Below are 14,377 nucleotides of genomic sequence, written 5' to 3'. Positions count from 1 at the left end.
GTAGATTTAAACATTAGGATGCACATTTAATTATCGATTACTTAGCGCTCAAATTGGAAACCTGACACGTAAATACGATTTCCTTGTAATTAAATTGCCTCTGTCTCCAGTTGTGTCCTGCGTTCTTTATTTTAATACCTCAACTTTGTCATATCCTATCGAATATACCAGAAAACAAATATTAGATCTGGAAAGTAGTCATTTGCCAAGGAGTCTTCGGGCGGCACACAAACAAAAAGATTTTCTAAAAATTATTATTATTCCTGGTCAGCTACCGCTTCAAATTACCTGAATCACGTACACCTCCATGACCCAGTATCGGCGCTGTTTATTACTTGGGCTACGCTTACAATCTGTTATAAACAACTTAGAATTGGTTACCGCCAATAAGGCAAGTTAATTTTTAAAAAGCATCAAATGGCCGCATTGAAAACCGGGCAGCCAATGCTGATCAAGCTAACAAATCACCTTAAATAGAAACCGATTGGGGTTGCGGAAGGTGGTAGTGTTTTTGCCGGCACTACTTACCGCTTCAGGGAGGACAGATTGATGCATCTTAAGTCATCAGGTGGTGTCGCTTTACAAGCTTTCTTGTCTGTTTCTGCTATGGTAAGTTGATTTTACTAACGGTGTGATGTTTGACGCTGGTAAAAAATAGTACCTTTTCGCTGTTTGACAATGCTAATCCTGTGGCGTCAACGTGAGCCACCAAAACTGTCAATTTGGTTGGACATGTACTGCAACGGGTAATCAGCTTGATATCTCCTTTATCCGCCACATATAATTTTGTACCATCTTTATTAACTGCGATATCTGTAAGACCGCCAAAGGTATTAGGGGATAAGATATTATTTATCACACCAGAATGGGTTACCTGGTAAACTCCATGTTGCAGCGTGATAAACTTGTTGTCATTCAATGAGGTACTTACTGCTGATGCTTGAACCAAAGAACCATCTGGACTATTGTATATCGGTCTGTTGCCCACAGCCGCATTTCCGTCAGGCTTTATTGATTCTAAACTAACCCAAGAGTCGCCATCATAATAATTATCAGCATACCAAAAAAAGGTCGCATCAGCATTTTTATTCAGTCCTCCTACGGAACAATGTACACAAAAGTCATCTTCGATAACATTAAAAGATCCATTTTTATATAAGACAATTGTGCCCTCATCATTAAGTCCTATTGTCCCATCCTTTGTGGCGGCTATGCTGGTACTTCCTGTCAAAATTGTGTTTTTTACAATAGTCGATACCACACTATTGGCTATCTTCCTTACAGCACCGTTCTTTTGGTCGGTAACCAGCAATGTCCCGTCAGTATTTACAAAAATTCCATAAGGCTGGTTAAACCTAGCACTTCCCCCAGTACCATTAGTATAGCCGGCCTGATCTTTCGCCCCCGCGACAATTATGGGCACAGGTGAAACATCTTGTACGATCAGGCTAGGGTTTGTGGAAACAGTGGCCGGGGCTTCCGGTTCGACTTCGTTACTGCGCTTACAGGAAAATGCTGCAATTAACAACACTGCAGACATAAGTACAACAATTCTTTTCATGGTTAAAAATTTACAGGATTTAAAAAACTTTTAATACAAAAATGAGGGCTTCTCCTTAGTTCGGGTGGTTGTTACTTATAATTAATAAATATACTTCTAATTAATACGTATTAATCCTTAAAGTAATATCTGTGCTAATAATGGGAAAAGTTGTTAGCTCAGCTATTATTTCAAAATGCTTCTTGTGGAATAATCACAAGTTATTACCCAAGAGAATGCTTTAAAAGCAGGCACTGCCGCTTTTTTTAAGGCCTATTTTATAATGCTAGGTAATTTATTTGGCAGGCTAAATGTAACGTAACCAGCCGGACCTTAACTCTCTCCGAAGACTTTTTTATTATTCCTCAAAATGACCAAGTCCTCAACGATGGTTTCAATACTTGCGCTTTTAACGCACAATCCTTCCAGCGCCGAGTAACATACAACTTCAACTATAAGGCTATGGCGAGATCCAAATCAGACGGTAAAAATAAATATCAGCCCGTTTTATATTCCGCTTGACAATGGATGAGTTAAAAACTTTGGAAAAATATTTAAAAGTTTTTGGCAAGTCTGTAAGTGCCATTGTCCGGCGTAAAATCCCCCAGGGAAGATTTCCTAAAACTGCCGCACCCCGGATTGATCTGCAAACGTACGCTGTATTAAAAAAAGTAGGGTTTGACTTTAACCAGCTTATCCGAAAGGTAAATTCCGGCAGGAATGTTATGCGCTGGTGTTTTATAAAATGATCATGAAGCTGCAGCAGCAGCGCGATCCCATCACACCCAATCTTATTTATGACGGCCATCCTGAAAATAGGTAAAAGCTTCATGGATTACAATCTGAAAAGGTTGATCTCCCCAACCGTTCTAAACGAGCCAAGTTGCTGGACAGCAATTTTGCGGAGTTGTCATTACCCGATAAAAAGCATCTGCGATTCTCCACCATTCTACGCAGACCAAAAAAATTATTGCTGTAGAACTTAAGGAGACCATAACTAACACCACTACATCGCTCGGCGAGTAGGAAAAGAAAATACCCTTAGATGGTCTTAGAGCGCACATTTCCGTCTTTTGTAAAATACTTTCAAGCGCCGGCTTACCCAGACACTAAAAGCAAAGCGATGTTTATTACTTGAGGAAAATTTGAACCTGCTGGAGAAACATATCTGGATGTTTTGAACAATAGAAAACTCAAGCCAAATTTAAATGTAAGCTATGACGTAAACACCCGATTGCTTTGATCAAGGATCAATTATCTGAATTATTGGCTGAAACCTTGGAGAGATATTTCGGAGACCTTCTGTTTTTTTTTGCAGAAGAAGTCACTATAATCATATTTAGCGCCCCCTGTTTTCACCAAAGAATCATTAAACGATACGAAAACAGGGGGCGTTGTTCGGGCGGGCGATAGTCCGCCGCCGGGCATTTTGAAAACAAGGGGGATTGCTCCCCCTTGTAATGATTAATTGTAAATCAGGGCTTCGCTACCCCGCACTGCAAAATCACGGCAAAGATTAAAAGCGGTCTGCGCCCGTTGTTTGGCTGTTCCATCCATGATAGATTTAAACTTTGCTTCGTCATTTTTGAAACTGCGAACATTTTGAAAATAACCTGTTACACTGTTGTAAGCACCAAACACCATTCCGGCTGTGGTTTCCATTTGCTGGGTTTGGCTACCTAATGCGTATTCGTACACGTTATCTACGATATTGGTATAATGGGTAGATAACAAGTCTAATTTCCCCCCGGCTAAATTTTCTAAAACCTCCTTATTAGGTGCCATTGCAATCTGTATCAATTTTTTTAATTCGGCATCAGTAATGCGTACTTTCGCCCAGTGGTTAAATAATTCCTCCAGTTCACCACCTAATGTTCTGCTGATGCCCATTAGTGTATGCGCCTGTTTCAGGCGCTCGGTTGCTGAGGCTGTATGACGTATTTTAATAGCCCCTGAATGGTTATTCATGGCAGCGTTAAGCGGTTAGGGTGAGGTCAAGGGTCGCCCCTCAACCTTCCCCACAGATCTGGACGTGCCCCTTTCAGGGCATCCAGCTCCCAGACTTAACTTATCCGCATAATGTTGCTTGCGGTGACAACGCTTGTGAACTAATTGAATATTTGATAGCTTATTATCCATCCGATTTTTGTTCTTGTGGTGTCGTTCCCATGATTCATACCAGTGTAGGCTATTCAGACACATAGCGCAATTGCTCTTTTGTATCTTATATAGCTTTTCTGATACCGTACCCGTTAATATGGCGTTTCTGCAACTCCAATATTCAGTATCTCCATCAAAAGGACTTCTTGCCGTTTGAACTTTCTTCCATGATACTTCTGTGCTAATATCAAATATCCCAAATGCTACGTTACCCAATATGTAGCGGTCTACCAGTCTCCCTCTTCGTTCAACTTTCCCTACGTACCGCGTCATAAAGTCAAATCTACTGCTACGGTGTTTGTGTACGTCTTCATAAGCTTTGTAAAGGATTGTATCCAATTCTCGCCTTAGCTTCATAAATCCGTGTGAAGCATCCATAGCCCATTTGTAATAGTTCAGCCACCCGTTGACCATTCTTCTCAAATAGTCTGCCTTTTTAGTAAATTCAATTTTGTTACTGTACTCAAATAGCCGAACCATTTTCGTCCATTCTCTGATTTTCTTAGCAAAAGCGTACACTTTATCAGGATCAGGGTAGAACGTGACTTTATGTAATTTGTCATGCTTACCGCTTTTCCATTTATCGAACACAAAGCCGAGGAACTTAAAGCTCTCACCTTTGTGGAATGCTACTTGACGAGTTTTGGATGGACTTAGCTTCAAGCCTCGTTTCTCCAATATCTGCGGAAGTACTTCCATCACCTTATCTAAGTAGCCTTTATTTTCGCATACGATAACAAAGTCATCAGCATACTGCATAAAACCCACCGATGGGGCATGCTCCCTACATCTTTTCTTGATGTTGCTAACAAACCCTACAAAAGGTTTAAGATTTCTGTCCTTTGGCGTTCTTGTTGTTATCAGGTGATTATAGAGTTCAAAGTCGATACCCCATAATCCGATATTACATAACAAGGGGCTAATCACACCGCCTTGCGGCGTGCCCGCTTCTGTATCATGTAGTATTCCGTCGTCAATGTAACCACACTTGAACCATTGATTTACTGCCCTTAGAATATTGCTACTTGTCCCTTTCATTGTATCCAGTATGTACTGGTGATTGAGATTATCGAAACATCCCTCGATGTCAGCATCCAGCACAACTACTTCTCCTTTACGGTTCTTTAGGTTGTGCCATACTGCCATGCAGGCATCTGCGGTGCATCTTCCAGGTCTGAAACCATAAGTGTTCTCGCTGAATTTTGCTTCCCATTCAGGTTCTAATGCGATTTTGACCAACGCCTGATAGGCTCTGTCTTCAATCGTTGGAATACCCAACGGTCTTAACTTACCGTTCGATTTTGGTATGTAGACCCTTTTCAATGGTTTGGCCTTGTAATCTTTATCAAGGTTCATCCTTTGAGCCAGTCGCAATCTTTCCGTATTCTTTAGAATGATTGCCCCGTCTACACCCGGCGTGTGCTTTCCTGTGTTTTCAGATGTAACTCTTTTTACACTTAATAATTTGGCGTACGAGTCTTTCAGTAAATCCCTTTGTAATTTTCTTACTTCAGTAATGTTACTGGCAAGCGTTGCCCGATACATTTGATTTTGCTTTCGGAAGACACATTGTTCGACTATTTTCCAGTCTATGTCTTCCCATCTGTTAACTTTCAGCATTTTAGTTACTTTCATTTGTACCTTTTGTTAAATCCACAACGAATTTGGCGTATCTGGTCAACCGTAGCCAACCAGCCTTTGCTTGGTCGTTGTTCCTACCCGATATATCACATTCGTTCAAGAGTACTTATTGCTTCACAGCAAAGTGATATTCGGTTTCCTCGTTCCTTTAACCAATGTTTACCTAAACTTAGACCCCTCTCTATACCGCCAGTCCTATACAAGCTTATGGATTACCCTCTAACAGACTGGGCTCCTGTTGACTGGAAGACTGTACCATACGATGTGGGTACAGCGTATCTGCTCACGATACCTCAACGAGGTTATCATATTTAGTTCGTCCCATCTCCCTCATACGGCATCGCTCCGTCGGTTTGACTTTTCTCCGAGCTTCCCATTCCCTGTTCTCTTGGCAGGTTAAGGGTCGGATGGACTTTGATGGATAAGCCGCCATCATCAGCATTTCACTGAATTGATTAAAAGTTAAATCCACCCTTACGGGTGAGACTCGAACAGCTTATTAGGCTGCCCAACGAGTCGCACTGTTGTTACAAACAATACGCACGGGTGTAAAAGCTGCGGTGATGCTGCCGAATCCATCATGAGAGGTGGTCAGGAACAGATATTGTTCAATTAAATCCTGCCTGCCTACCTTGATATAATCCGGAAGTTTAGCTGTAATGAATATACGCTCGCCATTGCCCAATGCTCCTGCGGTTTCATATAAAATACCATCGCCACCGCCTACTATTTCATCAAAGAACGAAAACGCATCACGGTTTTGTACTACCTCGTAATCATTACCTACTACCCCCAAAACCTGTTCGGTATCTGCACGAACGGTTGCAAACAAATTAGGCACTTCTATCTCGGGGATCATGATATCATCGCTACCCTCGCCTAAATGGTTGGCGGTATCATAAGTAAATAAAGGGCGTTTTTCGACAATGTAATCTAAACCAGCGTGCTGAATCGCTTCGCTACTGGTGGGATAACGATCTATAATATGCCCTAACCCGTGCCAGGTTTTTTCTTTAACACTCATAAAGCTGTCCTTGCATGTTTTCTGATTGAAATTTATTTGATGTGCCATGATGTTTAATTTTTAGTTTTTAAGTAATTATTTGCGTTTCAATTATCTGTACATTTTCGGTGCTGCCGATGGTGTGATCCGTTTCGGTCTGCAGTTCGGTAATAGCATCGTGAATGTTTGGTAGCTGGTTTTAATTTTCACTTTGACTGGTAAAAAAATTGTGTCCTGAATCGCTTTGAAATTGGTAGCTGTTCATAAAATCGATGAGTCCTCACTGAAACCTTACGAAATTCTCTTTAGCCAATTTTTTGGGGTGTCCTCTCAAAATATTCAGTTGGTCAGTTCTATAAATTGCATGTATATAGGGATTGGTGTTTTTTGTGAAATCATAAAAAATGCTCACCATCTCAATAGTTTTTGAGATGGAAGCAAAATTTAAGCATTGGGGAAAATGATGTTTCCTTCAATTTCGGCCAGTTTTTCGTGGCACGCATCGAAAATAAATTGTGCAACAAGGCGAATCAGGTTCGGCGTATTGGTAAAGAACTCCCTGCCTTTATCATCCTTGATAATGAGCTTGCAACCCTGATAAGGATTATATTCTAACTCGTCGTTTCCCTCAATCAGTTTTACCTCAAAATCTTCCAGTAATTTGATTCGGGATAACAGGGTGATGCGTTGAATGCTTAGCCGGTGCAAGCCTTCTACCGATTTCAAAGTTTGCTCTAAACTCAAAGAGTTTTTTTTAGCCTCGTGTTTTATTTCCTCGGTTTTAGCGGGTGCTGCTTTCTCTTTACTCGTATTCATTTCCCCGGTTTCTGTAGGCTCCAGTTTGGGCTCAACTATTCCGTGACCTGTGGTGAACGACGTAGCTTTAGCAGGTATAGGGCTATTAGTGTTAACCCCGGCTTGGCCGTTTTTGTCGGCTTGCGCGTTTTCGGCAGGTGTTTGATCTTTTGGGTTTTCATTAGGTTTAGCCTCTTTTCCGGTCAGACTTGGACGGTTCTCGGTGCGGTTAACTGTTTGGTTGCCTTTTGCGGTGGCACCTTGTACGCCGTTCGCATTTTTTTCTGTTGTTTTCATTTTTTGAATGATTTAAAAGGGTTAAAAATTTGTTTTTTGTTTACCTCTTTTCCCGAAGACTTTCCCTGAAAAGTTTTTTTTCAAAAAGAAAAAACGGTAAAAAAGAAAGTCAAAAAGACGGTCGGAAAACCCGGGCGGGAGAACTATAAGTCCCGAAGGGTGGCCGCAGCAAAGCGGAGGACATTATGCGTTCGTACGACCGGGGCTGACCGAACTTGACGCCGCTTTTGTCCGTTTTCTTTGGAAAATTGCACCTTGAAAAATCTTTTATTATAGCAATCGGTTAAGTGCAGGATGAAGGCAAGCGCAGCTTTTCCCGCCGTAATAAAATGAAGCGGGTAAACAAGTGAGGTCCTGAATGATGCGCTTAATCGGAGCTTTTGATAATTGCAGGAAAGCGAATGCTTTTGCAGCGGAGCAAAAATGCAGCAGCTGTTTTGGGGTGCTGAATGCTAAAGTTCCACCTGTCCAGGATTGAGACGGCATCTTTTTCAGGGAAAGAATATAGCGCAAAGTCTGGCCAGAAGGACAGCCAAAGTTGAACGACATTTTAAAAAAGTATCCTAATATTAGTCGTAGAACTAAAGCAATACTTACGATGGCCCAGCTGGCGGTAGTTTTGCGGATTAACGAGTCATAAATATCCGCTGTATTAATTGCTTTTTTCCTGTATATTAACTTTGTTGTACAATCTGCTTGGTTTGATCAAGGGAAATAGAATATTAAATCGGTTTAAAACTGCCACCGTTGAATAGGTAATTATAAATGAGTTTTCAATTTCCATCAGAAGAAATTAAGAATTAATGGTCTGGTCCATGTTATATGATCGTATGCTACTATACGCCAAATCTAATAGCTGACGGGAAACCCGCCAGCGGTATTTTTAAGCTGTTAAACTTTTGTAGAAACTTATTCGTCCTTTTTAGAAGATTCTTTAACACAATTAGGGACATTTTTACCATTCTTTTTTTTCATTCCCTCTTTCTTATACCCTGACCAGCAAGGATCTTTTTTCTTTTTAGTTGCCATAATTTCATATTTAATATTTTCAATAAAGAACAACTACCATTCCATAAAAAAGAGATGTAGCCAATTGCTAAAAGCTCAACATATTGTAGGGACGAGAAGCGAAGGACGAACGCTCCTATAACTCATGCTCTGAACAATTTTCGCATAGATTCTCTATGTTAAGAATTTCATCATCTGATATATTCCTAGCTTTTTCATAGCAATTTTCTGCAAGTCGAACAATCTTATCTGTTTTGTCTAATAGTGCTTTGACTGCCTTCGATTCAGTATTAAAGTCTTCTTTATATCGGGCAGCGGAGTAACCGTCTTGTAGGAGGGTCAACAATTGCACATCTTCGATCGAGCTTGAATCAAATACATTTATGAGGTCATCAGTAAACAATAATGTGAGCCCCAGTAATTTTTTGAGATTATGAATAGTTAAGCGGTATCCTAAGATAATTCGTATGATGGCATTGAGTGTGCTTTCTACAGATTGGTGCATCAGGAACACAGCTAAGTTATTATTATCGTCATGATGAGCATTTAAGGCGGCGTTCCAAAAGTCTTTACCTTGGCAGCCCCATCTTCTCCAATAACCTTCGATGGTCGTTTTTAAATCCACCTGATCTCTCGGTTTTAACTCCGGCAATATGATATCTGCCGATTGATAGCAAATCTTATTATTGAGCAATGCATTGTTAAAAAAACGATCACCCTCTCCAATTGCTTTGATAAAAGCACCGCTTTTATGGACAATAGCGTAAACGTTAATCAGATGCCCGCAATTATCTTCTATTTTTTTAACGATCTCATGGTCCGGCCTTTTTTCCCGATCATCGACAATGATCAATAGGTAAATGGTGCTGGGATGGGGATGTGTGCCTAAAAAGATAATGAGTTGCGGCGAAAGAACTTTTTGCAATATGAACTGAACTAATTGATTAATACCTGTCCATTCGGTTGGGTTTGGTTGTTCGTTAAAACTGCAGTTGTTTTTAATCAGCGATAAGCCCGAAGTTTTTTGTGACTTAACCCCCAGCTCTAATTCATTGTTGTCCCAACTCTCTTTTAAAATGGGATCGAATTCTCGCTGCCGTATGATCCATGCAACTTCATAAAGCTTTTGCATGTTCTCGTAAAAATAAATGACGTCACTTATATCAAGTGTTTCATCCGCCGAATCATTTGAAAAACCTGTTTCCAGCCACTCATAGAGAAAATCACGATACTGGTCAATTGAATAAACCTGGAAAATATTGCTTAAGGCCAAATATGGATTGATGCGTTGAATCGGAGAAAGATATACCGGGTAATGAAGCCAGGTACTTTCTTCGTGGTGTAATTGCTCCTCAAAATGGATATTAATTGCATCCGCGAGCTTATTAGCTAGCTTAGTCTTGCTCAGCATGTATAAAGCTTCCAGTAATTTCGCATTGAGCTGATGTGTATACAATAAGGTGGCCGAGCTGTTTTTTACTTCATCGTAATGATTTTGCTCGATGACATATTTTCGCCACTCGCGTAATTTTTCCATGTGCCCCGGCAGCCAGTCTACTGAAAAAAAATCTTGTATTACATTCAAAGGGTCATTGATCTCCTCCGCGTCAAGGTATTTAGGATAAAATAAACGGGAGTTACATTGATTGTTTTCCATAATCTTTTCCATTAGAACCGGTCTCCATTAACCGGAAACACAAAAGAAAGACGTGGCTTAAACGTACCGAACCATGCGCAGTTGTATTTTACAAATTGTCAGTTGTTTTGTACATTTACTATAATTAATACCTTTGAATTATGTCAGAATCTACTTTACATATCGGCAGAAAAATTAGTAAACTACGTGAACTGCGTGGCATGAAACAAGAAGCATTAGCTGCCGCCTTAGGTATCAGCCAACAAGCAATTTCGAAGATTGAACAAAGTCCGGATGTCGAAGAAGACGCCCTTCAAAAAATTGCTAACGTGTTGGGAATACCATCAGAAGCGATCAAAAACTTTACCGAGGAGGCTGTGTTCAATTATTTTAATAACTTTCACGACAACAGTTCTGGATTTAATTATAACTGTACCTTCAACCCGATTGATAAAATTGTGGAGCTGTATAATGAGAAAGTCGCCTTATTAGAACGCCTGCTCCAGGCAGAAAAAGAAAAGAATGAGCTACTAAGTAAAAAATAGTTATCGTGATTCGCCAAAAGAGAAATCCATTAGGTTTTGTCGAACAATGCCACATAATCAGTTAATGCAAGGACTCAATGGATAGAGTCCTACAGATTAGTGGAACTATTGATTTCTTTGTAAGATAATTTTGGCGATAACAAATCTGTCAGCAAAAAACCGAAAATATTAAATAGCAAAGGCCTTCAGTGTGGACCAAAGGCCTTTATTTGTGCATCCGTTTTTTCGTCTAATTAGTGTTTATCCTTTCCGCTAAGCTTATTCAGCATATAAGAATCTGAATTGGAGTTTTGATTTTTATCGGACTTTATCCAGCTACCTAATTTTTCAATTACAGAACCTGCCTGATAGGTACTATTTACCGCGCCCGAACTGCTCTGAATGATCATGGTATTACTTTTTGCAATAATGCGCCTCCGCCAGCTGCGTGAACAATGTGCCCCGCTACTGATGGCACGCAGAAATAGCCTGCGATACCGATAATGAGAAATATGATATAAGCCGTATCTGTCGAGCTGAAAAACGTGCTCCCTGTTCCATGCACCTGGGAGATATCCAGTGAAAGCATGTTTTCTTGGATCTTACCGATGATCGACCCGAAAATATTGGCTACAGGGAGCCAAAGATATACGTTCACATATTTGGCTATCCATTGCGTCAATGTATGCTGGAACCCGTCAAATACGCTTAACCCCAAAACTATTGGGCCAAGTATGGCCAATACGATAAGTATAAAGGTCCGAATGGCATTGATGCACAACGCGGCGGACTGATACACTATTTCCAGTACACCCGACATCCACTGTTTCATATTGTTTTTAAATGCATAGGCCTGTTTATCCATCCAGAATTTCATACCGTTGGTGATGCCGTCCAGCATGCCGTCATTTCCGCTGCCTGTTTTGTCATCCGGATGCATGTATTTATACCATTTGTTTTCATCCCCTTTACCATTATCCCCAATATAGGCTTGCCATTCCGTCGTGTTTTTCAATGCTTCTTCTTTTGCTTTGAGCAGGCGTTCGATGGAAACATCTGAATTTTGCACCATGTTTTGGGTAATCGTTATTACTGGTTTTAAAATCCCGTTCATGACGGCGATCACAGCCGGGAAAAGCAGGATTGCCATACCCAATGCAAATGGTCTTAACAGCGGATAAAAATCTACCGGCTCTGCTGCCGCGATGTGCCGCCATAGTCTTGCCGAGATATAGATAAGCGCTGCAAAACCTGCTATAGCTCTTCCGGCGCCGATCAACTGGCTGCACATTGACAGCATCTCCTCATAAACATTATCCAATGTCCCCTGCAGACCTTGAAGATTGCCGATGATACTGTTTGCACTGCACCAAAGTGGCGTACAGGTAATGATCACGCCGGTGATCAGGGTGTTTTTCCATTTCCTTTTCATACGATTTCAATTTGCGGTGAATATTAACTGAATTGTCATGCCTTGGTCATAGGGTTATAGTCGCCAACTGCTTTTCTTTAAATGTTCATTTATTCATTGTCCTGATTCTTCATTTATTCAATAACCTCATTGTTCATTTCTACATTTCTTCAAATCTCCAGTGCTGTATTTCTTTATTGCTGTATTGCTGTTTTCCTATAATGATAGGTTTCTACAATTACAGCTTTCTTCATTTGCAGCAATAGGTATTTACAGCGAAAGGCGGCGTTTCTTCTTCCGCTTTTTGCGCAGGTTTTGGGTTAACGTGCTATCAGCCATATCACCATCATGGTGGTCAGCGCTGAGCAGATCGCTGATAAGACCGCGATCAGGTAAACCCTGATGAGCCATCTGCCGCCTACCCTGTTGTTGTCCTGCCTGATCTGTTCCGTACTGGCTACCGTCATTTTGATCTGGAAGGCGATGTTTCTGGCCAGCGTCTCCAGTTCCCGAAGCGGATAAACGGTTTCCGCTATCCGCTTTTCTGATCCTTTCCTGTAATTGTCCTGTGCCTTGAGGTGCAGCAACTGTATTTCCACGAGCAGTTTCCTGGCGTTCTCGATATCTTTTTGCAGCTGCGATGCTTGATCTGGTATCGGTTCCTGTTGCTCCTTTTCCGGCTGCTGTTCTAAGATTTGCCTGGTGTATTGCTGCGCGATCTCTTTCTTGTTCATAACTGATACTGTTTTTTACAGATGACCATTTGTAGGCGCTACCTAAATGCTGTCCTTTGAACTGCAAACCCTCAAAACCATAGGAAATGCCGCTTATAAAGCCGGTACTGGCCTGGTTGAACCGGACGTTAATGCCTTTGATCTCCAGCTGGCTGATGAATTGTTCCGTGGTTGGTTTCTTATTCAATACCTCTTTCAGGATCACCTGAAGTTTCATTTTGGCGGATGGCGCGTCTGTTCGCTTCATCATCTCCAGTTCGTTTTTGGTCATCGCTCTTTCCTGTGCCTGGTTACTGGAAATTACCGCCGTAAGACCGTATTGCTTTTCAAGCTTTCTTAAAACAGCCTCGCTGCGCTGGTAATCATTGCTGTCGGATAATACCTTGCCGTCATAACCGATACGGTTAACCAACAGGTGGAGATGCGGATGATCAGCGTCATAGTGGCGAAAAATGATAAACTGGTGCTGGTCAAAGCCCATATTGTTCAAATATTCATTTGCAATCATGTTCATTTGTTCATTGCCCAGGTTTTCAGCGGGCGGAAAGTTCAGCGAGGTATGATAAAAGTATTTGGCCAGGTTTGGCCGCTGCATCCTCACCATTTTTATCTCCTCCATGATCGCCTTTTCCTTAATTTCGGTAAAGGAGGAATCCAGCACCTCGGCCTTCCCTTTACTCACTTTCTCGAGGTTATAATTCAGTGCTCCCCTGAATCCTTTACCCTTCACCTGGTCTGCTGTCATGGATCAACATTTTTAAAATTTCCCCTTGCTTTTTGGCCAGTTCTGCGATCACACCTATGAAATTTGGCTGTTTGCCTTCATTCATTTGCTTGGTGATCTGGTTCAGGTTGACTCCTATCTTATGGAGTTCCCTGTACATAGCCGCTGTTAGCGGCGATACTTTGACCTGCGGAAATTTGCCGGTAAAGATTTTTTGTCTTATCCAGTTGGCGGGCGTCATGGCTGATGCTTCTGCATTAACGCAAACTCGTTCGTTCTCAGGAATAGTTAACCGTATATTGACCTGAACTACCCTTTTGTCTTGTTTATTTACCATTGGTCTTCCCATAATCTTTGATTTTAAACGAAGTGCAAAATCACGCTCGTCTCCGTAGGAGCAAGCCGTTTAAGCGTAGCGAAAACATGGCTTGCTCCATATCGTAAAGACAGTTTTATCTACTCAACCGGATTCGCTTACTTTGCACTTCACCCCTAAGGACTTTTTGGATATCCTCGAAACTATAGTACAGGATTCCGCCTATTTTGGTAAACGGAATGGTCCCGTTGTCCCTGAGCGTCTGGAGGGTATTGCTGGAGATTTTGAGCAGGTTCTTGACCTGGTAACTTTTAAGATATTTTGCCGGTTGACCTTCGGCCGACCCGCCTAACAATAATGCCTTGATCTGATTAACGAGTCTTTCTCCGAACTCAGTCAGGTCTTCTCTTGTGATAATTTCTGTTGCCATCCTTTTTCAATTTTGTAATGTTTTCGAGTTTAAGCGATTCAATTGAGTTGGACTTTTATCCGCCTTGATTTGGTCTGCAATGCTCTGATACAAAATTGAGTGAACGAAATGGGAATTAAATCCGAGGTTGTCCGAGTCGGATTTGAAATTATTGATAA

Annotated in this window: 13 protein-coding genes and 1 pseudogene; 2 read left to right on the top strand and 12 right to left on the bottom strand. The window is 41.3% G+C overall.

Going from position 1 to position 14,377, the window contains the following annotated elements; all coding sequences use genetic code 11:
* Positions 1-604: 604 nt before the first annotated feature.
* Positions 605-1,561, bottom strand: coding sequence for an NHL repeat-containing protein (locus QWZ01_RS24590; protein ID WP_290328175.1), 957 nt, complete (start codon positions 1,559-1,561; stop codon positions 605-607).
* 503 nt (positions 1,562-2,064) lie between these two features.
* On the opposite strand from QWZ01_RS24590, the gene QWZ01_RS24585 reads away from it, so the two are divergent.
* Complete coding sequence (locus tag QWZ01_RS24585; protein ID WP_290328172.1) at positions 2,065-2,289, top strand: hypothetical protein; 225 nt, start codon at positions 2,065-2,067, stop codon at positions 2,287-2,289.
* Between the two features lie 715 nt (positions 2,290-3,004).
* Here QWZ01_RS24585 and QWZ01_RS24580 read toward each other — a convergent pair.
* The 6 genes and pseudogenes from QWZ01_RS24580 to QWZ01_RS24555 form a co-directional block, all read right to left on the bottom strand.
* Positions 3,005-3,508, bottom strand: coding sequence for a DUF932 domain-containing protein (locus QWZ01_RS24580; protein WP_290328170.1), 504 nt, complete (start codon positions 3,506-3,508; stop codon positions 3,005-3,007).
* 15 nt (positions 3,509-3,523) lie between these two features.
* Positions 3,524-5,335 (bottom strand): group II intron reverse transcriptase/maturase, encoded by a 1,812-nt coding sequence (gene ltrA, locus QWZ01_RS24575; protein ID WP_290328168.1) that lies wholly within the window; start codon positions 5,333-5,335, stop codon positions 3,524-3,526.
* Between the two features lie 526 nt (positions 5,336-5,861).
* Positions 5,862-6,413, bottom strand: a pseudogene (locus QWZ01_RS24570) (DUF932 domain-containing protein); the annotation flags it as partial.
* Positions 6,414-6,788: 375 nt separating this feature from the next.
* Positions 6,789-7,436 (bottom strand): hypothetical protein, encoded by a 648-nt coding sequence (locus QWZ01_RS24565; RefSeq protein ID WP_290328166.1) that lies wholly within the window; start codon positions 7,434-7,436, stop codon positions 6,789-6,791.
* Between the two features lie 270 nt (positions 7,437-7,706).
* Positions 7,707-7,985, bottom strand: coding sequence for a hypothetical protein (locus QWZ01_RS24560; RefSeq protein WP_290328164.1), 279 nt, complete (start codon positions 7,983-7,985; stop codon positions 7,707-7,709).
* A 595-nt stretch (positions 7,986-8,580) separates the two neighbouring features.
* Positions 8,581-10,101, bottom strand: a complete 1,521-nt coding sequence (locus tag QWZ01_RS24555; protein ID WP_290328162.1) for a HEPN domain-containing protein — start codon at positions 10,099-10,101, stop codon at positions 8,581-8,583.
* A gap of 140 nt (positions 10,102-10,241) precedes the next feature.
* Here QWZ01_RS24555 and QWZ01_RS24550 point away from each other — a divergent pair, with 140 nt between their 5' ends.
* Positions 10,242-10,625 (top strand): helix-turn-helix domain-containing protein, encoded by a 384-nt coding sequence (locus QWZ01_RS24550; protein ID WP_290328160.1) that lies wholly within the window; start codon positions 10,242-10,244, stop codon positions 10,623-10,625.
* Positions 10,626-10,858: 233 nt separating this feature from the next.
* Here the strand turns inward: QWZ01_RS24550 and QWZ01_RS24545 are convergent, their stop codons facing one another.
* The 5 genes from QWZ01_RS24545 to QWZ01_RS24525 form a co-directional block, all read right to left on the bottom strand.
* Positions 10,859-11,014, bottom strand: a complete 156-nt coding sequence (locus QWZ01_RS24545; protein ID WP_290328158.1) for a hypothetical protein — start codon at positions 11,012-11,014, stop codon at positions 10,859-10,861.
* The gene (gene traJ / locus QWZ01_RS24540; protein WP_290328156.1) at positions 11,011-12,036 is read right to left on the bottom strand and encodes a conjugative transposon protein TraJ; all 1,026 of its coding nucleotides are present in this window, start codon (positions 12,034-12,036) and stop codon (positions 11,011-11,013) included. The genes QWZ01_RS24545 and traJ overlap by 4 nt, the downstream gene beginning before the upstream one ends.
* A gap of 249 nt (positions 12,037-12,285) precedes the next feature.
* Positions 12,286-13,494 (bottom strand): relaxase/mobilization nuclease domain-containing protein, encoded by a 1,209-nt coding sequence (locus tag QWZ01_RS24535; RefSeq protein WP_290328154.1) that lies wholly within the window; start codon positions 13,492-13,494, stop codon positions 12,286-12,288.
* Positions 13,469-13,822 carry a plasmid mobilization protein gene (locus QWZ01_RS24530; RefSeq protein ID WP_290328152.1) on the bottom strand — a complete coding sequence of 118 codons (354 nt, stop codon included), beginning with the start codon at positions 13,820-13,822 and terminating at the stop codon, positions 13,469-13,471. The genes QWZ01_RS24535 and QWZ01_RS24530 overlap by 26 nt, the downstream gene beginning before the upstream one ends.
* Positions 13,823-13,925: 103 nt before the next feature.
* A complete protein-coding gene (locus QWZ01_RS24525; protein WP_290328149.1) occupies positions 13,926-14,219 on the bottom strand; it encodes a helix-turn-helix domain-containing protein in 294 nt (97 codons plus the stop codon).
* Positions 14,220-14,377 lie beyond the last annotated feature (158 nt).

Source organism: Mucilaginibacter aquaedulcis, assembly GCF_030409325.1.
Lineage (GTDB): Bacteria > Bacteroidota > Bacteroidia > Sphingobacteriales > Sphingobacteriaceae > Mucilaginibacter > Mucilaginibacter aquaedulcis.
The sequence above is the reverse complement of the archived record's forward strand: the minus strand, read 5'-3'. Positions and strand labels throughout refer to the sequence as shown.